The organism is Rhodophyticola sp. (assembly GCF_965284195.1).
Lineage (GTDB): Bacteria > Pseudomonadota > Alphaproteobacteria > Rhodobacterales > Rhodobacteraceae > Rhodophyticola.
Genome location: NZ_CBDIRM010000001.1, coordinates 3,817,893 through 3,841,563 on the forward strand (window position 1 = coordinate 3,817,893; position 23,671 = coordinate 3,841,563).

Annotated in this window: 21 protein-coding genes; 10 read left to right on the top strand and 11 right to left on the bottom strand. The window is 64.7% G+C overall.

The genetic code is table 11. The features are described 5' to 3' along the window. Positions 1-6: 6 nt before the first annotated feature. The 5 genes from ACQ651_RS19060 to ACQ651_RS19080 all read right to left on the bottom strand — a co-directional run bounded on the left by ACQ651_RS19060 (position 7) and on the right by ACQ651_RS19080 (position 5,641). On the bottom strand, positions 7-621 hold the full coding sequence (locus ACQ651_RS19060) for a DUF3726 domain-containing protein (RefSeq protein ID WP_430450162.1): 615 nt from the start codon (positions 619-621) through the stop codon (positions 7-9). Continuing rightward, entirely contained in the window at positions 618-2,318 is a 1,701-nt protein-coding gene (locus ACQ651_RS19065) for a hypothetical protein (RefSeq protein ID WP_430450163.1), read from the bottom strand. Before ACQ651_RS19065 ends, ACQ651_RS19060 begins: the two co-directional genes overlap by 4 nt. Then, positions 2,311-3,291: a membrane dipeptidase gene (locus tag ACQ651_RS19070; protein WP_430450164.1), complete on the bottom strand. Its 981-nt coding sequence runs from the start codon at positions 3,289-3,291 to the stop codon at positions 2,311-2,313. Before ACQ651_RS19070 ends, ACQ651_RS19065 begins: the two co-directional genes overlap by 8 nt. A 227-nt stretch (positions 3,292-3,518) precedes the next feature. Then, positions 3,519-4,457 carry a hydrogen peroxide-inducible genes activator gene (locus ACQ651_RS19075; RefSeq protein ID WP_121898905.1) on the bottom strand — a complete coding sequence of 313 codons (939 nt, stop codon included), beginning with the start codon at positions 4,455-4,457 and terminating at the stop codon, positions 3,519-3,521. A 263-nt stretch (positions 4,458-4,720) separates the two neighbouring features. After that, positions 4,721-5,641: a hydrogen peroxide-inducible genes activator gene (locus ACQ651_RS19080; protein WP_227287347.1), complete on the bottom strand. Its 921-nt coding sequence runs from the start codon at positions 5,639-5,641 to the stop codon at positions 4,721-4,723. 118 nt (positions 5,642-5,759) lie between these two features. Between ACQ651_RS19080 and ACQ651_RS19085 the strand changes: the two genes are divergently transcribed. From ACQ651_RS19085 to mnhG, 8 genes are all read left to right on the top strand, one after another. Then, positions 5,760-6,725: a universal stress protein gene (locus ACQ651_RS19085; RefSeq protein WP_430450165.1), complete on the top strand. Its 966-nt coding sequence runs from the start codon at positions 5,760-5,762 to the stop codon at positions 6,723-6,725. Between the two features lie 103 nt (positions 6,726-6,828). After that, positions 6,829-9,135 carry a putative monovalent cation/H+ antiporter subunit A gene (locus tag ACQ651_RS19090; protein ID WP_430450166.1) on the top strand — a complete coding sequence of 769 codons (2,307 nt, stop codon included), beginning with the start codon at positions 6,829-6,831 and terminating at the stop codon, positions 9,133-9,135. Further along, positions 9,132-9,554, top strand: a complete 423-nt coding sequence (locus tag ACQ651_RS19095) for a Na+/H+ antiporter subunit B (RefSeq protein ID WP_375550777.1) — start codon at positions 9,132-9,134, stop codon at positions 9,552-9,554. The genes ACQ651_RS19090 and ACQ651_RS19095 overlap by 4 nt, the downstream gene beginning before the upstream one ends. Positions 9,555-9,557: 3 nt before the next feature. Beyond that, positions 9,558-9,920: a Na+/H+ antiporter subunit C gene (locus tag ACQ651_RS19100; RefSeq protein ID WP_121898901.1), complete on the top strand. Its 363-nt coding sequence runs from the start codon at positions 9,558-9,560 to the stop codon at positions 9,918-9,920. After that, positions 9,917-11,455, top strand: coding sequence for a Na+/H+ antiporter subunit D (locus ACQ651_RS19105; protein WP_430450167.1), 1,539 nt, complete (start codon positions 9,917-9,919; stop codon positions 11,453-11,455). The genes ACQ651_RS19100 and ACQ651_RS19105 overlap by 4 nt, the downstream gene beginning before the upstream one ends. Next, the gene (locus ACQ651_RS19110; protein ID WP_227287342.1) at positions 11,452-11,928 is read left to right on the top strand and encodes a Na+/H+ antiporter subunit E; all 477 of its coding nucleotides are present in this window, start codon (positions 11,452-11,454) and stop codon (positions 11,926-11,928) included. The genes ACQ651_RS19105 and ACQ651_RS19110 overlap by 4 nt, the downstream gene beginning before the upstream one ends. Positions 11,929-11,932: 4 nt before the next feature. Then, positions 11,933-12,259, top strand: coding sequence for a monovalent cation/H+ antiporter complex subunit F (locus ACQ651_RS19115; RefSeq protein ID WP_430450168.1), 327 nt, complete (start codon positions 11,933-11,935; stop codon positions 12,257-12,259). Next, entirely contained in the window at positions 12,256-12,591 is a 336-nt protein-coding gene (gene mnhG / locus ACQ651_RS19120; protein WP_227287340.1) for a monovalent cation/H(+) antiporter subunit G, read from the top strand. Before ACQ651_RS19115 ends, mnhG begins: the two co-directional genes overlap by 4 nt. Before the next feature lie 88 nt (positions 12,592-12,679). Here the strand turns inward: mnhG and ACQ651_RS19125 are convergent, their stop codons facing one another. Genes ACQ651_RS19125 through ACQ651_RS19135 form a run of 3 tightly spaced genes read right to left on the bottom strand, consistent with a single transcriptional unit; the run spans position 12,680 to position 16,748 of the window. Next, a complete protein-coding gene (locus ACQ651_RS19125; protein WP_430450169.1) occupies positions 12,680-13,477 on the bottom strand; it encodes a metallophosphoesterase in 798 nt (265 codons plus the stop codon). Positions 13,478-13,527: 50 nt separating this feature from the next. Beyond that, complete coding sequence (locus ACQ651_RS19130) at positions 13,528-16,056, bottom strand: ABC transporter permease (RefSeq protein WP_430450170.1); 2,529 nt, start codon at positions 16,054-16,056, stop codon at positions 13,528-13,530. Beyond that, positions 16,053-16,748 carry an ABC transporter ATP-binding protein gene (locus tag ACQ651_RS19135; protein ID WP_227287337.1) on the bottom strand — a complete coding sequence of 232 codons (696 nt, stop codon included), beginning with the start codon at positions 16,746-16,748 and terminating at the stop codon, positions 16,053-16,055. Before ACQ651_RS19135 ends, ACQ651_RS19130 begins: the two co-directional genes overlap by 4 nt. Here ACQ651_RS19135 and ACQ651_RS19140 point away from each other — a divergent pair. After that, positions 16,747-17,448 carry an arylesterase gene (locus ACQ651_RS19140; protein WP_375550774.1) on the top strand — a complete coding sequence of 234 codons (702 nt, stop codon included), beginning with the start codon at positions 16,747-16,749 and terminating at the stop codon, positions 17,446-17,448. The two genes, ACQ651_RS19135 and ACQ651_RS19140, sit on opposite strands and share 2 nt — an antisense overlap. Positions 17,449-17,514: 66 nt before the next feature. Beyond that, positions 17,515-19,017: a glycerol kinase GlpK gene (gene glpK / locus ACQ651_RS19145; protein WP_430450171.1), complete on the top strand. Its 1,503-nt coding sequence runs from the start codon at positions 17,515-17,517 to the stop codon at positions 19,015-19,017. Between the two features lie 16 nt (positions 19,018-19,033). Here glpK and ACQ651_RS19150 read toward each other — a convergent pair whose 3' ends face one another. From ACQ651_RS19150 to ACQ651_RS19160, 3 genes are all read right to left on the bottom strand, one after another. Next, entirely contained in the window at positions 19,034-20,953 is a 1,920-nt protein-coding gene (locus tag ACQ651_RS19150; RefSeq protein ID WP_430450172.1) for an acyl CoA:acetate/3-ketoacid CoA transferase, read from the bottom strand. A gap of 68 nt (positions 20,954-21,021) precedes the next feature. Then, positions 21,022-21,402 (bottom strand): 4-carboxymuconolactone decarboxylase, encoded by a 381-nt coding sequence (gene pcaC, locus ACQ651_RS19155; protein WP_227287333.1) that lies wholly within the window; start codon positions 21,400-21,402, stop codon positions 21,022-21,024. 117 nt (positions 21,403-21,519) lie between these two features. Beyond that, positions 21,520-23,610, bottom strand: coding sequence for a PQQ-dependent dehydrogenase, methanol/ethanol family (locus ACQ651_RS19160; RefSeq protein WP_430450173.1), 2,091 nt, complete (start codon positions 23,608-23,610; stop codon positions 21,520-21,522). Positions 23,611-23,671 lie beyond the last annotated feature (61 nt).

Genomic DNA, 23,671 nt, shown 5'->3' on the forward strand with positions numbered 1-23,671 from the left:
TTGGGGTCAATCGCCATCGCCGGTGCCGGCCCCGGCGCCAAAGGCACGCGATGCGGCGGTGGCCTGCACCAGTGTCCCGCTGGCAAGTTGCAACGCGTCCTCCCAGTCGTCTGAAGACGGCGCGTGGCGGCCGCAGGACAGGGGCGCGCCGGGAAGGCCGGGTCTTGCCGTCAATACCAGATCGCGGCGGGTCGGGTCGGTATGGGGCGCATCCAGCAGGTGGCCTGCCTCGATCTGCACGGTGATCGCACCTTCAAGCCCGATCCGGTATCCTGTCTGGGCCGAGGCCCATCCGGCCAGGCCCAGAAAAAGCGTCCGGTGATGGGTGAAGGTGACATGAACGGGGCCTTCGCCTGCGAAGAGCAGATCCAGCGCGGCGGGCCCGGCCACGGCGACCGGCGCCGGGCCGATATACCAGAGCGCATCGCCGTTCTGGCGCGCATCGACCGGGCCCGACGGCTCCTTGATGGCCGCCAGCGCGGCACCAACCCCGTCGGCACCCTGCGCGGCAAGCCATGCGGCGGCGTGACCGATCTCGGTTGCGATCCCATCGGGCCAACCCGCTCCGCGCGCGGCATCCCGCATCCGTCTGGCGGTTTCATTCAGCGATGGTGTGATCATGCCGCACCTGCGTCGGGCGGCGCCCAGAACGCCCAGCCATCGGGGTCCGCCTGTGCGATCTCCCCGGCCAGCGGCGCGCCCTGGCAGAGGGTGATCCGGGTCCAGCGGTCCGATTTCGGATCGAACCGGGTGGCCCCGAAAAACGCCAGTTTGAAGCGGAGCAGATCGATCGGCAGGCAGGCCCGCCCGATCAGGTTGTCGCGGATTTCACCATAGGGGTGCGCGGCGATGGTCTGCACCCGCTCAACGATATGGCGCTGATCCGGGTGGCGCATCAGAAAGGCCGCGACACTGTCGGCGGGTTGTGCCCTGTGAACGGCGTGGGACAGCTCCTGAACCTGTCGGGCGACATCCAGACGGGTTTCCAGTTCCACGCCCGGTTCCCGGGAGCGCACGCCAAGGCGGGGTTCGGATTTGTCCTCGGACACATACCAGAACTGATAGGTCTCGTCCGGCTGGTCGAAATCGATCTTCAGCGCCCATGCATAGTCATGCCGGATGATCCCGGCCAGATCGGACAGCCGCATCGACGGGTCCAGCCGCATCGGCAGGCCGCACTGCATCTCATCGGCCAGATCGTCGACCAGCGCGCCGTACGGCTCCATGACAAGGGCGTTCAGGCATTCCTGCGCTTCAAGCCCGCAGGCCGACGCGGCGATCAGCAGCCCCTCCCACGGGTAGGGTGCGTGCAGGCTGCCACTATCGGTCAGCGCCCGGATGCCGGCAAGATCGGTGCGCAGCTCCCTGATGCGCTCCATCTGCACCGGGTCGGGCACAGACCAGCTTGCGGCATGGGCAATCGCGCGGTTCAGGACATCGGCGAATATGGCGCGTTCCTGCGCGCGGGCGCGCGGCAGGGCGCGGACCCGCGCCAGCGCGGTTTCGCGGGCATGGACCCAGGAATGGATCAGTTCCGGGTGCGTTACCAGAAACGGCGCCATGCCAAGGCCGGTCGCGTTGCCGATCCCCAGTCGGCGGCGGGTGTCCGCGGAAAGCGAAACGGCGGTTCCGGGCGCGCGGGCATGGGCGATATGATCGGCCAGATCATGGGTGAAATGCCGGATCAGCCAGACGGTCAGCATCTCGACCTGAAACGCCCCTCGCAAACCGGGGCGCCCGGCAATCACCGCGCGGTCGGCCAGCCCGAACTTGCCGTTGCCGTAAACGGCCGTGGTGCGCATCAGATAGCCGGTCTGGTCCAGTATCTCCGGCTCCGGCTGGTCCCCCCGCGCCAGGGCCGAGACCACATGTTCGAAGAGGCGCATGCTCCTGTTGGCCCGGCTGAGCACGAGTTCGCGCTGCGACATGCGGCCTGCCTCCTGCAGGGGTACGTTTTCGGCCAGCCTGTCGAGATCGTCGGGCGTGGGCAGCCCGTCAAACAGGGCATAGGTCGTGTCCCACCGCTCGGCGATGACCCGGTCGGTCCGGTCCTCGGGCGGCAGATGATGGGAAAACGCCACAAGCGCATAGCTGTGGCCGCCCAGTGTGAGCGTATAGACCGCGCGTCCATACCCTTCGGGCGTCATCTCCCATAACCGCCGCGTGACCCTGACCTGCTCTTTGCTCAGCCGCCGCATCAGGATCCTGAGAAAGCTCAACCGGGTGGGAAAGCTGGCGCCCATCCGGGCAAGCCGCATGACCAGAGCGGGCGGACGCAGGCCTTCCGTCTGGGCAGAGTTTTGGATCAGATCATCCATCGGTACCGTCAAATACCCGGTCAAAATAAGCCAGCCAATTGCCGCCCATGATGCCAGCGATTTCGGATTTGTCGAATCCGACAGCCGCAAGGCCCTCGGCCAGTCGCGGAAAGTCGCGGTTGTCGCGGAAAAACGCAGGCTGCGGCGGAAAGCCGGGCGCCTCGGCGGAGCCTTCGCCGAAGTCGATCCGTTTGCTCCAGCGGCCGGTGCGCATCCACTCCACCACGCTGTCCGGCTGATCCTGGCACAGATCGGAGCCGATCCCCAGATGCGCCGCGCCGTATCGGTCGGCCGTGTCGGCGATCATCCTGCAAAAGCTCTCCAGACTGCAGGCGCTGCCGTCTTTCAAATGGTGGGGGTAAAGGGAAAATCCCAGCATTCCGCCACTGCCGGTCAGCGCTCGCAGGACCGTGTCGGACTTGTTGCGCAGGGCAGGATGCCATGCATGGGGGTTGGCATGGGTGATCGCGATGGGGCGGGTCGAGCGCTCGATCGCCTCAAGGGTGGAACGTTCGGCCGAATGGGACATGTCGACGGCCATGCCCACCCGGTTCATCTCGGCCACCACCTCCCGGCCCATGCGGGTCAGGCCCGGATCCTCGGCCTCATAGGCGCCCGTCGCAAGGAGGCTTTGGTTGTTGTAGGAAAGCTGCATGATCCGCAGGCCAAGGCGGTGCAGGATCTCGACCAGCCCGATATCGTCTTCGATGGGGGAGGGGTTTTGCGCACCGTAGAGGATTGCCGTCCGGCCCTCTGCCTTTGCGGCGCGGATATCGGCGGTGGTATAGGCCAGCCGGATCAGGTCTGGGAATGCTTCGAACCGGCGGTTCCATTCCTCAATCCTGAGAACGGTTTCGCGAAATGTCTCGTGATAGGCGATGGTCACATGCACGCAGTCCAGCCCGCCGTCGCGCATCTGGCGAAACACCTTTTCGGACCAGTTGGCATATTGCAGCGCGTCGATGCAGATCATGGGTGCCGCCTGGCTTGTGTCAAGTTGACGGACTTGAGCAAATAGTCACGGGGTCGCGCAAGCCCAAATGCCCCTGTGCAGGCTGTTACGACTGCAAAACAGGTTACGAAAAAAGATCGATTTTGAAGTTTTTGTAACCTATCGCCCGCGAAGGTCTCCCGTGGCGAATGACAGATCGGGGCAGACGGCCCGCGCGCTCGGCGGCTCGCGGGCGTCAAAGGGCAATCTCACCCTTCGATGACCAGATCGGGGAACCGCCCTGCCGTTTCACGGATCAACTGCGCCAGCCGGCCATAAGCCGCGGAGGCGCCGGTGGTCGAGCGCCAGACCAGCCCGATGGAGCGGGAGAAGCGGCGGCCCCGGAACGGGCGGACGATCACGTCCTGCGCCCGGCCTTCGATTTCGGATTTCACGTAAAGCGCCGGCAGGAATGTCGCGCCCATGCCCATCGCCACCATCTGGCGGAGCGCATCCAGCGATGTGCCTTCGTAATCCCGTGACAGCGTCGCGCCGGTTTCGACGCAAAGTGCCGAGATCTGGTCGTGCAGCGTGTAGGATGGCGACAGGGACAGGATCGTCTGATCGGTCAGGTCGGGCCCGTCCAGCATGGCCTTTTCGGTCAGCGGATGATCCGCAGGCAGCGCGACGGACAAGGGCTCGCGGAAAAGACGCGAGGTTGTCAGCGCCGCGCCCGAGACGGGCAATTGCGTCAGGATCAGGTCATGGACGCCATCATTCAGCTCGCGCAGCAACTCCCTTGGGGCGGCTTCGCGGATATACAGGCGCAGATCCGGGTGAGACTTGTGAAGATCGCCGACCACATGGGGCATCAGATAGGGCCCCAAGGTGGCCGAGGTGCCAAGCCTGATCGTGCCGCCGAGCCCCGATTTCAGCGTGACCGACAGATCGAGGATGCCCTGGGTTGCATCCAGAATGTCACGCGAGCGCGCGGAGACCTCGCGCCCGGCCAGCGTAAGCCGGACAGGCCCGCGCCCGCGCTCCACCAGGGTCAGGCCAAGGGCCTCTTCCAGGGTTTTGATCTGGACGGAAAGGGAGGGTTGGGAGATGCCGCACGATTCCGCGGCCTCGCGAAAATGCGCGGTTTCTTCCAGCGCCACGAGGTAGCGCATTTGCCGAAGCGTGAGCGGAGGAACAGAGACGGGCATGCGGCATTCGTTAGCTTTTTTCTATTGAATATTCATATACGATTGACTTTTCCATTTGCAAGGGTTGTGTCAAAAAGAGAGTGTCTAAGAAGTTGGACATGACAGGCATGTGGGCACGCGCATGTCTGTTGTAGATGACACTGCTCTTGCTGGTCGTTTAGTCCCTTCCAGCATTCACGGACACGCAGCGTCATCATCCGGGTGGTTCCGATTTGGCCCCTGCCGTCAGCTGGGTCGGGACCGCCCGGACTATTACATCCCCGTCAGTCAATCACCGTCACCTCGGGTGCGTTTGCGCGCAGAATGCGCCGCAGGATCTGCGCCAGTTCGACAAGCTCGTCATTGCGTGGCGCGGTCTTGCGCCAGACCATGCCGATGGAGCGGAACGGCACCGGCCCGGCCAGCGGCCGGGAGGTGACAAGCGTGTTCTGGGTCACCTCGGAACGGACATAGAGCGCTGGCAGCAGCGAAATGCCCAGCCCCATGGCCACCATCTGCCGGATCGTATCAAGCGATGTCGCCTCGTAATCGAGGCTGAGCCGCGCACCGGTATCGGCGCAGATCTGCTTGACCTGCGCATGCAGCCGGTGACCGGGCTCCAGCGTCAGAATGGACTCGCCGCGCAGATCGTCACGCGCGACTTGTGTTCTTGCGGCCAGCGGATGATCCGTGGCGGTCACCACCAGCAGCGGTTCCCGGAACAGGCGGACGGTTCTGAGATCGGGCCCGGCAACCGGCAGCGGGAAAAACAGCAGATCCAGCGCGCCATCGTCGATCCGGCCCAGAAGATCGGCGGCCAGCCCTTCGCGCACATAGAGTTTCAGCTTCGGGTGGCTGGCGTGCAGTTCGGGGATCACCAGCGGCAGAAGATAGGAGCCGAGCGATTGCACCACGCCGACGCGGATTGTGCCGCTGAAACGGTGCTGCCCCTGTTTCGCGATCTCAGATATGTCCGCCACGTCACGCAGGACGGAGCGTGCGCGGGCCGCGATCTGCGCGCCCGTGGGCGTCAGCACCACGCGCGCGCGGGACCGTTCGACCAGTTGCACCCCAAGCTTCGCCTCAAGCTCCTTCAGCTGGCCCGACAGGGTCGGCTGGGTTACATGGGCACGCTCCGCGGCGCGGTGGAAATGCAGCGTATCGGCGATGGCCACGAGATAGCGAAGCTGTTGCAGGGTGGGCATCGGGCACTCCGGGCAGGGTTTTTTGATCGGGAATATCTATCAAAACCGACTTTAGTTTCGATTGGATCAATCAGCAAGCGGGCGTTATCTGATCCACAACAGGTCTGGGAGAGCTGGCATGCAGAGATTCAAGAGTATTCTTGCGGTTTTGACCGAAGACAGCCTGTACGAAGTCGCGCTGGCGCGTGCCGTGCATCTGGCCAAGCTGAACGGTGCGGCGCTGACACTGGTTGACGTGATCGATGCGGCGCCGGGCGAACTTGGGCGGCTTTTGTCTGCGTTGCAGGGGCGACGCGGCACCGAAATCGAAGAGGATGTGATCGCCTATCACCGTGACCGGCTGACGCGGCTGGCCGATACCGCCCGCGCCGAGGGGGTCGAGGTGACGGAGGCGGTGCTGCAGGGCAGCGCATTCGTCGAAGTGATCCGGATGGTCCTGCGCGAAGGCCATGACATCGTGATCAAGGGTGCGACCGCCGCAGCTCATGGCAAGGGCGTGCTGAAGGGCCCTGACATGCATCTGCTGCGCAAATGCCCTTGCCCGGTCTGGATGCTGAAAGGTCCCGGCGATGGCGTTTTCGACACCATCCTTGCCACCGTCGATCCGGAGCCGCATGGCGATGAGGCCCGCGACAGGCTTGATCGTCTTGTCCTGGATCTTGCGACCTCGCTTGCGGAGCGGGACAATGCCACCTGCCACGTGGCCCATGCCTGGCGTCTGCAGGAGGAATATGCCTTGCGCCACGGGCGCTATACCTCGAAGTATCAGGGCGAGGTGGACCGGATGGTCGAGCGGGAGAAAGAGGCCGCCAAGACCCGGTTGAACGCGCTCTTGGCGAATTATCCGCAAGTGAAACGGGTCCATGTCCATATGCTGAAGGGTTTGCCCGGAGATGCGATTGCGGAGTTTGCCGAGACGCACAAACCGGATCTGATCGTGATGGGAACGGTGGGCCGGACCGGCATCAGCGGGTTCATCATGGGCAACACGGCCGAGACGATCCTGCACCGCGTCGATTGCGCGGTGATCGCGGTGAAACCCGAAGGGTTCGTGTCGCCCGTGACATTGGAAGCGACAAGCTAGATCGTGACGGAAATGCCCCGACCGCGGGGCGCAGATATTTGATCGGGGCCGCGACGTGCATGCGTCAGTGCGGGCAAACCCGGAACGAGAAGGGTAGATTAAGGTGGCAGAGGCAGCAGGCGAGGTGCCGCGTGTGGCGGGCGGGCCGGCGGGATGGATTTCAATCCTGATCCCGGCGGCGATTTTTGTCTGGCTGGTGCAGCTCGTTCCCGCGATCTCTTTGGGCGAGGTGATCCTGTGGGCCTATGACTGGGTGCCGTCGCTGGATATCCGCCTGTCGGTCATTCTCGACGGGCTCAGCCTGACCTTTGCACTTCTGATCAGCGGGATCGGGGCACTGGTGACGCTCTATTCCGCGAAATACCTGGGCAATCATCCCGAATATCCGCGCTTCGTGCTCTACCTGATGGCGTTCATGTTCGGCATGCTGGGGTTGGTTCTGGCGGACAATCTGATTGCGTTGTTCGTTTTCTGGGAGGTCACGACGATTTCCTCCTACCTGCTGATCGGCTTCAATTCCGACGAGGCGAAATCGCGCCGCTCGGCCCTGCAGGCTCTTCTGGTCACCGGGACTGGCGGCCTGGCCCTTCTGGCCGGTATCATCATGCTGGGCAATGTGGCGGGATCGTTCGAGCTGAGCGTGATCCTCAGCCAGGGCGACATGATCCGCGCGCATCCGCTCTATGTGCCGATCGTGATCCTGTTCCTCGCCGGGGCGTTCACCAAATCGGCGCAGTTCCCGTTCCATTTCTGGCTGCCGAATGCGATGGCGGCCCCCACACCGGTTTCGGCGTATCTGCACTCGGCCACGATGGTGAAGGCCGGCGTCTTTCTGATGGCGCGGATGAACCCGGCCATCGGCGGCACGGATCTGTGGTTCTGGACGCTGACCATCGCGGGCGGGTTCACGGCGGTTTTCGCAAGCATCCTTGCCATGCGCCAGACCGACATCAAGCAGGTGCTGGCCTACACGACCCTGATGGCGCTTGGCACGTTGACGCTCTTCATCGGTGCGGGCACCAGCGATGCGATCAAGGCGATGATGCTCTTCCTCGTGGTCCACTCGCTCTACAAGGCCGCGCTCTTCCTGATGATCGGAATCGTCGATCACGCCACCGGTACGCGCGAGGCCGAGGTACTGCGGGGGCTTGGCCGCAAGATGCCCGTCACCGCCGTGGCGGCGGTGGTCGCCGCGGTGTCGATGGCGGGTATCCCGCCGCTTGTCGGCTTCATCGGCAAGGAATTCCTCTACAAGGCCGGCCTGGAGCTGGATCAGGGCATGTTCTGGGTCACCGGCGCGGCCTTTGCCGCCAGCGCGCTGATGTTCGCGGTGGCCGGGATCGTCGCCTTGCGCCCCTTCTTCGGCAAGCTGGCGGAGACGCCCAAACCGGCTCATGAAGGTCCGGTGATGATGCTGACGGGGCCGCTTGTTCTGGCCGGTCTCAGCCTCTATTTCGGGCTGTTCCCCGACACGATCGAGGCCTGGCTGGTGGCGCCCGGCACATGGGCCGTCTATGGCGATCCGACGGTCAGCGTGGATCTCTATCTGTTCCGGGAGGTGAATACGGCCTTTATCCTGTCGCTTGTGACCTTCGCCACGGGCGCGGTGATCTATGCCATCCACCGGCCGCTGAGGAACTGGCTCGGGCGCATCTTCGAGGCCAATCCGATCAAGTTCGATCCGGGTTGGGACCGGGTACTCGACGGGTTGAAGGCGCTGGCCGCATGGCAGACGCGGCATCTGCAATCCGGTGTGTTGCAGCGCTATCTGTTCACCGTCTTCGCAACGCTCGGCGTGGCGGTCGGGCTGACGATCTGGGCGCGGGATGCGCTTGCCTTCGATCTGGACCTGTCTTCCGAACTCGACGGGCTGCTTTTCAAGCATTGGGCGGTACTGATCTTCGTCGCCGCCGGGGCGATCCTGACGGCACTGACCTCCAGCCGGATGACCGCGATCGTATGTCTTGGCGTGGTCGGTATCGGTGTGGCGCTGATCTTCATCATGTTCAGCGCCCCGGATGTCGCCATTACGCAGCTTCTGGTGGAAACGCTTGTCGTGGTGCTGGTGGCGGTGGCGATGCTGAAGCTCCCCCATCTCGACCTGCCGGGCAGGCGCGACAAACGCCCCTGGCACGGGGTGTTGTCGATTGGCGTGGGCGTGGTTTCAAGCGCCGTGCTGATTGCCGTCATGCAGGGCGATATCGACCGCCGTCTGACCGACTATTTCGAGATCACCAGTTGGCCCGAGGCCTATGGGCGGAACATCGTCAACGTGATCCTCGTGGATTTCCGCGCGCTGGATACATTCGGCGAGATCGCCGTGGTCGTGGTTGCGGCCCTTGCCGCCTACGCGCTTCTGCGCGGCACGCATTACAAGAAACCCGTCGCCGCGAAGGAGGATGAGGCATGATGAATTCGCTGATCCTGAACGCGGCCACGCGGTTGCTGGTGGCGCTCCTGCTTCTGTTTTCGATCTATATGCTGCTGAGGGGCCATAACCTGCCGGGCGGCGGTTTCATCGGCGGGCTGATCGGGGCCACGGGCTTTGTGCTTTACGCAATTGCCCACGGCTGTTCGGCGACGCGTGCCGCACTCCGGGTGGAACCGCAAAGCATCGCGATGGTGGGGCTTGGCATCGCATTGGCGGCGGGCGTCTTTGCCGTGTTTTTCGGCGACGCGCTCTTCACCGGGCAATGGCTGTTCCTTGGCGCGACGGAAGAGGATTATGGTCTGCCTCTCAGCTCGGTCCTTGTGTTCGATATCGGGGTCTATCTCGTGGTCTTCGGGTCGATCCTGACCATTGTTCTGGCGCTGGAAGAGGAGGTCTGAGATATGGAACTTCTCATTTCGGTCATGGTCGGCGTGATGATCGCCACGGGCACCTATCTGATGCTGGCGCGCAATGTGCTGCGGTTCATCTTCGGGCTGATCCTGATCTCCAACGCGGCAAATCTGATGATCTTCGTGGCGGGCCGGCTGACCCCGGAAAGCCCTCCGCTGATCCCCGATGGCGCAGACGTTCCGCCCGATATCGTTGCCAATGCGCTGCCGCAGGCCCTGGTTCTGACGGCCATCGTGATCGGTTTCGGTCTGTTCGCCTTTGCATTGACGTTGGTTTACCGGGGCTATCAGTCCATGGGAACGCTGATGAGTGACGAGATGCGGCTGGCCGAGCCGGAGGAGGACAGGCAATGAGCTGGCTTCTGGCGGCACCGCTGATCATTCCCTTTGCCACGGCGGTTCTGGCGTTCCTGTTCCGCAACGGCCCTGAGGGGCGGTGGATTTCGGTGATGGGCTCGGCCGCGCTTCTGATTGCGTCGGGTCTGTTGATGCAGGCCGTGCTGGCCGAAGGTGTCGTGGCGGGGCAGATGGGAAACTGGCCCGCGCCCTTCGGCATCACGCTGGTTGCCGACCTGTTGAGCGCGGTGATGGTCGTCATCACCGGGATTACCGGGCTGGCGGTGGCTGTCTATGCGCTGGCCGATATCGAGGAACGGCTTGAGAAGCTCGGATATCACGCGCTCTTTCAGGTGCTTCTGGCCGGTGTCTGCGGCGCGTTCCTGACCGGGGATCTCTTCAACCTGTATGTCTGGTTCGAGGTGATGCTGATCGCCTCTTTCGGATTGCTGATCCTTGGCGGGCGGCGTCAGCAACTGGATGCGGGCATCAAATACGTGACCATCAATCTGGTTTCGACGATCCTGTTCCTGGCGGGGATCGGTCTGCTCTACGGGATGACCGGCACGCTCAACCTGGCCGATCTCCATCTGGCGGTGCAGGAGGTGGAGAACAAGGGCCTGCTGACCGTGGTTGCGGTGATGTTCATGGTGGCGTTCGGGGTCAAGGCCGCGGTCTTCCCGCTGTTCTTCTGGCTGCCCGCCTCCTACCACACGCCATCCGTCGCGGTCTCCGCGATCTTTGCGGGCCTGCTGACCAAGGTGGGTGTCTATGCCCTGATCCGGATGTTCACGCTCGTCTTCACCGAAGACGTCGACTACACCCACACGATCCTGCTGTGGGTGGCAGGCTTTACCATGGTCACGGGCGTCTTGGGCGCCGCGGCGATGAACGATTTCCGGCGCATCCTGTCGTTCCACATCGTCAGCCAGATCGGGTACATGATCCTCGGGCTCGCGCTTTACACGCCGCTGGCGCTGGTTGGCGCGGTCTTCTATCTGGTGCATCATATCATCGTGAAGGCAAACCTGTTCCTCGTCGCGGGCGTGGCCCGCCGGATTGCGGGCTCGACGGAACTCAGCGCCATCGGCGGGCTCTACAAGACGGCACCGGTCCTTGGTCTTCTGTTCCTGATCCCGGCGTTCTCGCTGGCGGGCTTCCCGCCACTAAGCGGCTTCTGGGCGAAGTACATTCTGGTCAAGGCCAGCCTTGATCTGGAACTCTGGCTTGTCGCGGGCGTGGCGCTGGTGGTCGGGCTGCTGACCATTTATTCGATGACGAAAATCTGGGGCAACGCCTTCTGGAAGCCGCACCCAGCGGGGATGCAGCCGAAACTCTGCAGCCTGTCGGGACGGGATCGCGCGTCGCTGATCCTGCCGATCGCGTCGCTTGCGATCCTGACCTGCGTGATCGGATTGTTCCCCGAACCGTTCGTGCAATTCGCCGAGCGCGCCGCCGCGCAATTGCTGGATCCGGTGGATTATGTGGCAACCGTGCTGGGGACGGAGGTGGAAGGCGCCACCGGACTTGCGCAGCTGGAGGGGATCGAATGAACATCTTCACCCTCAACATCGTTCTGGCGATCTCCTGGGCTGCGCTGACCGGGAATTTCACCCTGACCGGGCTGGTTGTGGGGTTTGCGTTCGGCTCGGCCGCGCTTTACGTCACGCGCCCGCTTTTTCCGGGGTCCGAGCGATATTTCCTGCGCGCGTGGCGCTGGATCAAGCTGATCACGCTCTTTCTCTACGAACTGGTGGTCAGCTCGATCGAGGTGGTTTGGGACGTGCTGACACCGACCCAGAAATCCAAGCCCGGTATCATCTCGATGCCACTCGATGCCAAGGGCGAGATGGAGGTGCTGCTGGTCACCAACCTCATCTCCCTCACCCCGGGCACGTTGAGCCTCGACGTGACCGATGACGGCAAGACGCTCTATATCCATGCGATGTTCGCGGACGATCCCGATGCGATCCGCAAGCAGTTGAAACAGGGCATGGAACGATGGGTGATCGAGGCGATGGAGTAAGGCCATGGAGATTTTGCAGACAGCCGTCGATATCGCCTTCGTGATCGTCATGCTGGGCGTCCTCTTCGCCTTCATCCGGCTGATAAAAGGGCCAAGCCTGCCGGATCGGATCGTGGCACTCGACATGATGACGGTGCAGATCGTCGCGATCTGCGCGCTGTTCGCGATCAGCTCCGGCGAAACGGCCTTTCTGGACGTGGCGATCGTGCTGGCTTTGGTCGGGTTTCTTGCCACGGTCGCTTTGGCCCGTTTCGTGGAACGGCGCGAGGCGGGGAACGACGACCAGGCCCTGACGCCGGATCTGCCGCAAGACGAGGAGACAGGCCCATGATCGTCGAGTTCATTCTGGTGGGGCTGGTCCTTCTGGGCGGGTTCTTCTGCTTCGTGGCGGGTCTGGGTGTTTTGCGCCTGCCGGATGTGCTGATCCGCATGCATGCCTCCACCAAGGCGGGCACCCTGGGCAGCGGTTTGATACTGGCGGCAGTTGCGGTGTTGTTTGCCGATCTGGCGACCGTGACACGCGCGGTGGCGACGATCGTGTTCCTTTTGATCACTGCGCCGGTGGCGGCCCATATGATCGGGCGCGCGGCCTTCCGGTCCGGTGTGCCGATGTGGAAGACGAAGATCGAGGATGGGGCGCAGGAGGCGCTCAAACGACGCTGAGCCGCGCAGAAAGGTGTGGATCGACGAACGTGTGGGGCAGAGGCGGCGCCTGCCGTTCTGGGCGCACATGGCGAAAGTCGCGCTGCGTTCACGTCTGCAGGAACCTGTGGCTGCCATCGGGCCTGATCGCGCAGGCGGTCAGCCGCCCGCTGTGCCAGGCCCCGGTATCGGTCGCGATGCGGCCCTGATCGAAGACCGGGGTGTCGACCTGGTAATGGCCATGGGCCACCCAGACCCCGTCGGCGCGGGGGCGGGTTTCGAACTCCGGATGCCCCCATAGCAGGGTGCGCGGGTTCTGCTGCTCCATACGGTGCTGCGGGTCCGCCGCGGCATGCACGACCCAGAGATTGCCCGAGGACCAACTCAGTGGCAGATCGGAGAGCCAGCCGTACTTCTCGGCCGTCAGGTTCGATTTCAGAAGCGTCGCCAGTTCGATCAGGATCTCCGGCGTCGGCGTCTTCGGCAGGGTCTCGGACGGCAATTCGAAGCTTTGCAGCGTCGGCAAGGCCCCGGACCGCAGCCACCGCGCCCCGCGGATCACCGGATCGGCCAGAAAATCCAGCATCATCCGGTCGTGATTGCCCATCAGACAGGTGACATTCTCCGGCAGTTCGCTTGCCAGTTCGTGAAGCCGGTCCAGTACGCCGGCGCTGTCGGGGCCGCGATCGACATAGTCGCCGACAAAGACCAGATGCGGGTTGCGGGCGCGCGTCCTGCCGACATCGGCGTCGATCAGCTCCAGCATCTGCTCCAGCAGATCGGCCCGCCCATGCAGATCGCCCACCACATAGACCGCGCGGTCGGGCGCGGGTCGGTCGGGCGCGGCGGCCCTGGGCGCGACGGCTGGCGCGGGACGCTGGAGAAGGGATTTGAGACTGCGCATCATGGGCTAGGAGGTGCGCCTTTGGCCCGGAATTGGCAAGGGCTCTGCGCGTGTTATTCGCGTGCGCGAAGCACGTGGGCGGGTCGGGCGGCCAGCGGGCGCAGCGCAAAAGCCAGCCCGGCCAGAAGCGTCGCCAGCGCACCGCCCAGAACGATGGCGGTGGCCGAGACCGGTTCGAAGCGGAACGAGGCGTCCATCACGAATATCATCACGGCCCATGCGCCGATTGCGCCGGCAAGGATCGCCACGATGCCCGCGGCAGCCCCCAGGAAGGCCGAGCGCAAGGCAAAGCTTGTCAGGATTCTGCTCCTTGAAGCGCCTACGGTCTTCAGCACCGCCGCTTCGAAGACCCGGCCCCGTTCGCCCGCCGCCGCGGCCCCGATCAGCACGACGAACCCGGTCAGAAGCGTGGCGGCCGCGCCGTAGGAGGTGGCGGCGGCAAGGTCCGACAGTGCATCGGCCACCCGTTGCAGCGCATCGCGCATCCGGATCGCGGTGATGTTCGGGGCCGCCGCGGCGACGTCGCGCAGGATCTGCGCCTCGGCCGCCTCTTCCGCGTAGACCGTGGCGATATGGGTATGGGGCGCGCCCGCCAGCGCGTTTTGCGACATGGTCAGGATGAACCCGATGCCGGCATTGGAGAAATCGACCTCCCGCAGTGCCGCGATCCGGGCGGTGATGTCGCGGCCGAGGATGTTCACGGTGATCTCGTCGCCAAGGGTCAGGCCGATCTCGGCGGCTTCTTCGGCGGCGAAGGCCACAAGGGGCGGCCCGGCATAGTCATCGGGCCACCATTCGCCCGCCACCACCTGATCGGCAGGCGGCGCCGTGGTCAGATAGGTGACCCCCCGGTCGCCCTGCAGCACCCAGTGATCGGCGGCGACCTCCTGTGCGGGAACGCCGTTGATGCGGGTGATGATCCCGCGCAGCATCGGCGCGGTGTCGACCCGGCTGACCTGAGGATCGTTGCTCACCCGGTCCAGGAAATCCGGAAGCTGATCGTTCTGGATGTCGACGAAGAAGTAGGAGGGCGCGACTTCGGGCAGATCCTGTTCGATGGCGCTGCGCAGGTTGCTGTCGATCTGGCCAACCGCGGCCAGCACCGTCAGGCCGAGGCCGAGGGACAGGACCACCGATGTCGCCTCCGACCCCGGGCCGCCGACCGAACCGAGCGCGAGGCGCAGGGCGGTGCGCCCCCGGACGATGCGGGCGCGCGACAGTCTGCGCGACAGCGCCCGGACGCCAAGGGCCGACAGGCTGAGCAGGAGGAGGGAGGCCAGGATTGCCGCGGCCGTGTAGAGCGCCAGAACCGGGATGCCGGAGAGCCATGCGGCCAGCCCGACCAGAAGGGCGACCAGCGCCGCCGTCAGGGCCAGAAAGACCGGGCGCGGCCACGACCGCGCCGGCCCCGTCGCATCGCGATAGAGCGCCGCGGCGCGCACCTGTTCGGTGCGGGCGAGTGGCCAGAGTGTGAAGATCAGCGCGGTGAGCAGGCCGTAAAGCGCCGCCTCGGCCAGAGGGGCAGGATGCAGGCCGAACGCGACGGGAATGGGCAGTTGGGCTTCGATCAGCGGCGAAAGTGCCAGGGGCGCCACCGCGCCAAGGGTCAGCCCGATCATGATGCCAAGTGCGGTCAGAAGCCCGATTTGCAGGAAATAGGCGGCGAAGATGGTCCGGCTTTCCGCGCCGAGGGTTTTCAGGGTCGCGATGGTGGCGATCTTTCCGTCGAGATAGGCACGGATGGCCGAAGAGACGCCGACGCCGCCAACGGCAAGCCCCGCAAGCCCCACAAGCACCAGAAACGCCCCGATCCGGTCGACAAATTCCTGAATGCCGGGCGCGCCATTGCGGCTGTCGCGCCAGCGAAGGCCGGTGTCGCGGAACCGGGACAATGCGTTTTCTTCAAGGCTTTGAAGATTGGCCGTGTCCGGCAGGCGCAGACGATATTGGCTGTCGTAGAGCGTACCCGGCTCCAGCAGACCGGAGGTGGCGAGGCCATCGAGACTGACCAATGTGCGCGGCCCGAGGGCGAAACCGCCGGCCGCCCCGTCCGGTTCGACCTCAAGAAGGGCGGTCAGGCGAAATTCCTGCGTGCCTAGCCGGAACACATCGCCGGGGCCGAGCCCGAGACGGTCGGCCAGCACCTGTTGCATCACGCCGCCGGGAAGCCCCTGACGGATGGCGAGCGCGTCGGTGATGGGAATGTCGGGCGACAGAACGACGTCGCCGTAAAGCGGGTAAAGCGCGTCGACGCCGCGCACCTGCGTGAGCCCGCGTTCGGGGCCGTTTTCCCCGTCGACCACCGCCATGGACCGAAAATCGACGGTTTCGGAAATGGCGATGGCATTGGCGTCCATCCAAGCGCGCTCCGCCTCGGTGGCGAAACGGTAGGTGAAGGACATCTCGGCATCGCCGCCGAGGATCGTCGCCCCCTCGCGGGCCAGCCCCTCCTGGATCGAGACGCGGACCGAGCCGACCGCGGCGATGGCCGCCACACCCAGGGCCAGGCAGGCGAGAAAGATGCGAAAGCCACGGAGACCGCCGCGCAGCTCGCGCCGGGCAATGCGAAAGGCGACGCTCATTCCGCGGCGGCGCGGGCGGCGCTGTCGTCAATCCGGCCATCGCGCAGGCGGATCACACGGTCGCAGCGGGCGGCCAGATCGGACGCATGTGTGACCAGAACCAGCGTGGCGCCGTGGCGGTCGCGCAGGCCAAACAGCAGATCCATGATCGCGGCGCCGTTGGTTTCGTCCAGATTGCCGGTGGGTTCGTCTGCCAGAAGGATATCGGGGCGCGGCGCCGCGGCGCGCGCCAGCGCCACGCGCTGTTGCTCGCCGCCCGACATCTGGGAGGGATAATGGTGAAGGCGGTCGGCAAGGCCCATGGCCGCCAGTTCGGCTTCGGCCCGCTCGAACGCGTCGGCGTGACCGGCAAGTTCCAGGGGCGTTGCGACGTTTTCAAGGGCCGTCATCGTCGGAATGAGGTGGAAGGATTGGAACACGACGCCCATATGTTCCCGACGGAAGCGGGCCAGCTGGTCTTCGTTCATCGCGGTGAGATCATGGCCAAGCGCCATGACCCGGCCCGCGGTGGCGCGGTCCAGACCGCCCATCAGCATGAGGAGTGAGGATTTGCCCGACCCAGATGGCCCCACCAGCCCCACGGTTTCCCCGCGCGCGATCCGCAAGGTGATGCCATGCAGGATCTCCACCCGGCCGGCATTGCCGTCAAGCGCCAGTCTGGTGTCGGTCAGGGAGAGGATCGGCTCGGCCATGTCTGAACGCCTCGGTTCACTTCGTTCCTTGGCATATGGGGCGCGCAGGCGGTTGAGCAAGGTTGTTTTGGCTGGGTTTTTTGCAAGCCTCGCGGGTGCGGCGGTGGCGGAAGAGATCACCATCGCGGCCTTGGGCGACAGCCTGACGCAAGGATACGGGCTGGTGCAGGAGGATGGGTTCGTGCCGCAATTGCAGGCATGGCTGCGGGCGCGGGGCCACGAGGTCACGGTGATCAATGCCGGCGTTTCGGGTGATACGACGGCGGGCGGGCTGGCACGGGTGGGCTGGACGCTGACGCCCGAGGTAGACGCGATGATCGTGGCTTTGGGGGGCAACGACCTGTTGCGTGGCATCGCGCCGGAGGCCAGCCGCGCCAATCTGGAAGGCATCCTGCAAGCCGCAGATGCCGGATCGGTGGAGGTGCTGCTTGTGGGCTTGCAGGCGCCGGGCAATTACGGCCCCGACTACAAGGCTGCATTCGACGCGATGTACCCGGACCTTGCCCGGGCTTATGGCGCATTACATGCCGAAAGCTTTCTGGGCGGGCTTGAAACGGCCGCCGAGGGGGACCGGACAGGCGCGATTGCACGGTACATGCAGGCCGACGGTATCCATCCCAATGCCGAAGGCGTGGCCCGCATCGTCGAGGCGCTCGGCCCCGAGGTCGAGGCGCTGATCGCCCGCGTCCCTCGCTCCTGAGGCGGCGATGGGCTTGCGGCTCCGGTTCGGGGCGATACGATCACCGGGCAATCAAGGGAGGGCGCGATGACCCATATTCTGGCCATCGATCAGGGCACCACATCCAGCCGGGCGATCATCTTCGACAAGGCGCTGACGCCGATTGCCTCGGCGCAGGAGGAGTTCACCCAGCATTTTCCGGCCTCCGGCTGGGTGGAACATGATCCGGCGGATATCTGGGTGACCACGGCCGGCACCTGCCGTGAAGCGATCGAGCGGGCGGGGCTGGGCCCGGAGGACATCGCCGCGATCGGTATCACCAATCAGCGCGAGACCGTCGTGGTCTGGGACCGGGAAACCGGCCAGCCCATTCACAACGCGATTGTCTGGCAGGATCGGCGCACGGCGGAGCTCTGTGCCCGGCTGAAGGCCGACGGGCACGAGCCGATGATCCGGTCCCGGACCGGGCTGCTGCTGGATCCGTACTTCTCGGGCACCAAGCTGGCCTGGCTGCTGTCGAACGTGGAAGGCGCGCGCGCCAAGGCCGAGGCCGGGCGGCTGATCTTCGGGACGGTCGATTGCTATCTGATCTGGAAGCTGACGGGCGGGGCATCGCATGTCACCGACGCCACGAATGCCGCGCGGACATTGTTGTATAACATCCGCAAGGGCGAATGGGACGCGGAGATCTGCGCGCTGTTGAACATTCCGATGGAGATGCTGCCCGAAGTAAAGGATTGCGGCGCCGATTTCGGGATGACCCGCGCCGATCTGTTCGGCAAGCCGCTGCCCGTTCTGGGCGTCGCCGGGGACCAGCAGGCCGCCACCCTCGGGCAGGCCTGTTTCCAGCCGGGCATGATGAAATCGACCTATGGCACGGGGTGTTTCGCGCTTCTCAACACCGGTGATACGCTGGTGGAAAGCCAGAACAGGATGCTGGGAACGATTGCCTATCAGTTTGACGGAAAGCCCAGCTATGCGCTGGAAGGGTCGATCTTCATTGCGGGCGCCGTGGTTCAGTGGCTGCGCGACGGGTTGCGGATCATCCGCGAGGCAGGCGAGAGCCAGACGCTGGCCGAAGCCGCCGACAAGACACAGGAGCTTTATCTCGTACCAGCCTTTGTCGGACTTGGCGCGCCCTATTGGGACCCGGATTGCCGGGGGGCGATCTATGGGTTGACGCGGGGATCGGGCCCGGCGGAATTTGCCCGCGCCGCATTGGAAAGCGTCGGGTTTCAGACCCGTGATCTGTGGGAGGCGATGCGCGCCGACTGGCAGGCCTCGGGTGGGGAGAACATCCTGCGGGTCGATGGCGGGATGAGCGTGTCCGATTGGACGATGCAGTTTCTGGCCGATATTCTGGGCGCTCCGGTGGATCGCCCGAAAGTGCTGGAGACGACGGCATTGGGCGTGGCCTGGGTGGCGGGAATGCGGGCGGGTCTCTATCCCGATCAGGACGGGTTCGCGGCCATGTGGGCGCTGGACCGGCAGTTCACGCCCGGAATGGATGCCGGGCGGCGCGAGGCGCGGTACGCGGGCTGGAAGGATGCGGTTGCGCGCACCTTGAGCCACGAACCCGGACCGGCCTGAGTCCGGATCGCAGATGCTATCGCCGGTCCAGATAACGCCGCGCGTCTTCGGCGGTTTCGAAGATGTGAGGTGCGTTGGCACGGCCAAGCGCCTGACCGAGTTTCATCCGCATGAATGCGGAAGACGAATAGCGTGACACGGTGCGATAGTAGCGGTCTTCCAGATCGGCAACCATGGCGGCGTATGCGTCTTCCACATCCTCGTCGATCCGCGCCCCGTCATAGTTGACGATCACGTCGACGCGGGTTTCAAGCGGGGCGCAGAGCGTTTCGACCCGGGCCGCGATGCGGGCGATGTCCTGCTCGGTGCGAATGCGCAGCTTCTCGAAATTGATGAAAAGGCGCGTGGCCTCGGGGTTCAGGGCGATACGGTCATCCAGATCGAGATGGAGGAGGTCGCGTTTCAGCTCCATCGGCGCGGCGGTGAAGATCCGCGGATCCATCTGCGTGATCTCTCCGATCACGGGGCGAAAGGCCATGTGGGAGAGGATATCCCGCTCAAGTTCGATCCCCGGTGCGATCTCGATCAGGCGGAGCCCGTCGGCGCAAAGATCGAAAACGCAGCGTTCAGTGACATAGAGGATGGATTTGCCCTGTGCGTGTCGGCCCGAAAAGGTGATCTGCTGCACGTCGTCAAGGAATTTCCGGGCGCGTCCCTCCCCGCGAATGGCGATTGCACCGTCCGATATGGAAAGGTGGAGACCGCCTGCGGTGAACGTGCCGGCGAAGACCACGCGCGCGGCATTCTGGCTGATATTGATGAACCCGCCGGCTCCGGCCAGCCGGGGGCCGAACCGGGAGACATTGACGTTGCCGGCCCGATCGGCCTCCGCCATGCCCAGAACGGCAAGGTCCAGCCCGCCGCCATCGTAGAAATCGAACTGCGCGTTTTGCGGGATGATGGCGTCGGTATTCACTGCGGCCCCGAAATCGAGGCCCGAAGCGGGCTGGCCGCCGATCACACCGGGTTCGGCGGTGAGTGTGACATGCTCCAGCAGCCCCTCCTCCTCCGCCACGGCAGCGACGCCTTCGGGCATGCCGATCCCCAGATTGACGACGCCGTTGACCGGCAGTTCGAAGGCCGCGCGCCGGGCGATGATCTTGCGGGCGTCAAGGGACATCGGAGCGGTGCTGCCCGCCGGCGCCCGAAACTGGCCCGCAAAAAGATGGGAATAGGGCGTGGCGTAGGTCTGCATGTGGAATTCCGGCTCGGCGATGACGACCGCATCGACAAGGGTGGCGGGCAGGATCACATCGCGGGGGTTGAGCGCGCCCCTGGCGGCGATGCGCTCCACCTGCACGATGACCATGCCGCCCGAGTTGCGCGTTGCCATGGCCTGCGCAAGGTTGTCGATCACCAGCGCCTCGCGCTCCATCGTGATGTTGCCCGCCGGATCCGCCGTGGTGCCGCGCAGCAGGGCGACCTGGATCGGTTGGGCCTTGTAGAAAAGAAGATCGCGGTCGCCGATCCGCATCACCTCGATCAGTTCCTCGGTCGTCTGCGGGTTGATGCGGCCACCCTCCAGGCGCGGGTCGACGAAGGTGCCAAGCCCCACATGGGTCAGTGTGCCGGGCTTGCCGGCGGCGATATCCCGATAAAGCTGGCTGATCACGCCCTGGGGCAGATTATAGGCTTCGATCAGCCCGTTGGTGGCCAGTTGAGCGACCTTGGGGATCAGGCCCCAATGCCCGCCGATCACGCGTTTCAGAAGGCCCTCATGGCCCAGCCGGTTGAGGCCGCGATCCTTGCCGTCGCCCTGACCCGCCGCGAAGAACAGGGTCAGGTCCCGCGGGGCGCCGGTTTCGAGAAACTGCGTTTCGATCGCGGCGAGCAGAGCGTCGGGCACGCCGATCCCGACAAAGCCCGAGGTGGTGACGGTGTCCCCGGCGGAGACCAGCGCCGCGGCGTCGCTGGCAGGGATGATCTTGTCTTTCATCTATGCGCCTCCCGTTCCCTTGGGGAAGGCTACAGCGCGGACATGGCTCCGCAAAGCGTCCTTGTGTGTCAGGACGCCTCTTGCATCCCGTCGAGGGTTTCCTTTGCGATGCGGATCGCGCGATTGGCGGCGGGGACACCGGCATAAATCGCGACATGCAGCAAGGCCTCGCGGATATCGGCCTCCGTCGCGCCGGTATTGGCGGTGGCGCGAATATGCATCGCCAGTTCCTCATCCTGACCGAGCGCGGCAAGGATCGCGATGGTCACGATGGAGCGTTCGCGAAACGGCCAGTCGGGCCGGGACCACAGGTGACCCCAGGCGGCTTCGGTGATCAACTCCTGAAAGGGCGTGTCGAAAGCGGTGCGTCTGGCCTCGGCCGCGTCCACGTGGGCATTGCCCAGAACGCGGCGCCGGGTTGCCATGCCCTGTTCCCATCTGTCTGTCATCTTTCAACTCCACTTCTGAACGCCTGATCCCAGACTGGCCGAACTGCCGCGGATTGGCCAGAGAGGAAGCCCCGCCGGGCAGGTGCCGGGCGGGGCCGGATCGCGGTCGGCGCCGGCCTATTGCGGGCGCACCGCGTCGGCCGTGCCCTGAATGAACGCCACAAGACGCGTAACATCCTCTTCGGACAGGCGGTCCGCAAAGCTGGGCATGCCGTTGTCCACGCCTGCGCCGTCAAGGATCCAGGCGCGCGCGTTGATCAGGGTATGGGCGGTGGAGTAGCCCAGATTGGGGATCGCGCCGCCGTTATTCACGCCCGGAACGCCGTGGCAGAACAGGCAGTTGGAGACATAGATCGCCAGCCCCTCCCCCACATGTTCGGGGTCGTAGGGCACACCCTCGACAAGGTCGAGCCGGTCGCTGATTTCGGCCTCCGGCATCGGGGTCTCGCCCCCGACGCGGAAGGTGAAGACCCGGCCCGGACCCACGCGGTCTGTGGCTCTCTGCATCAGCCCATAGACCCCGCCCCAGCCCACCGCGATGGTGACATATTGCTGGCCGTCGTGTTCCCATGTGGCAGGGGCCGCAACCACGCCCGACGTGACCGGTGTTTGCCAGAGCGCCTGACCGGTCGTGGCGTCATAGGCCATGAAGCGGCCATCCGCGGTGCCCTGGAAAACCAGATTTCCCGCCGTGGTCAGGGTGCCGCCATTCCACGGGGAAACGTATTCCGCCCGCCAAACCTCCCGCTGTTCGACCGGGTCCCAGGCCAGAAGATGGCCAAAGGGCGTGGCTTCCGGTGCGACCACGTTGAACAGATAGCCGAGGTTCCAGCCGACGCCGGACATGGTGGACATCGGTTGGTGGCTGTTGAGCTGCCACGCCGGGTCGGTCGACTGGACCAGGGGGACGCCCTGGGCCGGGATGTAGACCAGACCCGTTTCGGGGTTGAAGCTCATCGGGTGCCAGTTATGGGCGCCGTAGGCGGAGGGGATCGTTTCCCACGGCTCTGTGCGGGAGCGTGCGCCCTCCGCCTCGATCGGGCGGCCGGTTTCGTCATAGCCGGTGGCCCAGGTGACCTCCACGAACGGTTCGGCTGAGATGAACTCCCCCGTGACCCGGTCGATCACATAGAAGAACCCGTTTTTCGGGGCCTGCATCAGGATCTGGCGCATCTCTCCGTCGATCTCCAGATCGGCGAGGATGATGTGCTGGGTCGAGGTATAGTCCCAGGTGTCGCCCGGTGTGTTCTGGTAGTGCCAGACATATTCGCCCGTATCCGGGTTCAGCGCGACGATCGAGGCGAGGAACAGGTTGTCGCCGCCGGCCGGGCTGCGCAGATGCTGGTTCCAGGGTGAGCCGTTGCCGGTGCCCACATAGAGCAGGTTCAGATCCGGGTCGTAGGCCATGGCGTCCCAGATCGTTCCGCCACCGCCGGCCAGCCAGTATTCGGCGGACGGATCCCATGTTTCCGCGGCCATCTCCATCGAGGCGTTCTCGAACGGCTCGCTCGGATCTCCGGGCACCGAATACCAGCGCCATGACATCTCCCCGCTTGCGGCGTCATAGGCCGAGATATAGCCGCGCACGCCGAATTCCGCGCCGCCATTGCCGATCAGCACATTGCCGTTGATCACCCTTGGGGCGCCGGTGATGGTGTAGGACATCTCGCGGTTTTCGATCGTGTCGGTGACCCAGACGCGTTCGCCCGTCGCGGCATCGATGGCGTGCAGATAGCCATCGAACGCGCCGACGAACACCATGCCGTCATAGACGGCGACACCCCGGTTCACCACATCGCAACAGCCCCGTTCGCCGAAATCGCCCGGCACCTGCGGGTCGTAGACCCAAATCGGCTCTCCGGTCAGCGCGTCCAGCGCGTGAACGATGGACCATGACCCGGTGACATACATCACGCCATCCACCACGATCGGCGTCGATTGCACGCCGCGCGTGGAGTTCAGGTTGTAGGACCATTCAAGACCGAGTTGACCCACGTTTTCAGTGTTGATGCCGTCGAGCTGGGAAAACCGCGTTTCCGCATAGTTCAGCCCGTAATTCAACCAGTTCCTGTCATGCGCATCATTGTCGATGATGGCTTGCGTGTCGATCGCGCCAACCGCGGCGCGGATGCTTTCCGTGTCGATGGTTTGTGCCTGGACGGTCGCAGCCGTCATCAGGGCGCAGGCCGCCCCCAACAGATGTCTCATCTTGGTCCTCCCTACGGGTCTGTTTCGAGTGTCTGTGCCGTCAGTCCCCTTGTCTTGCCTG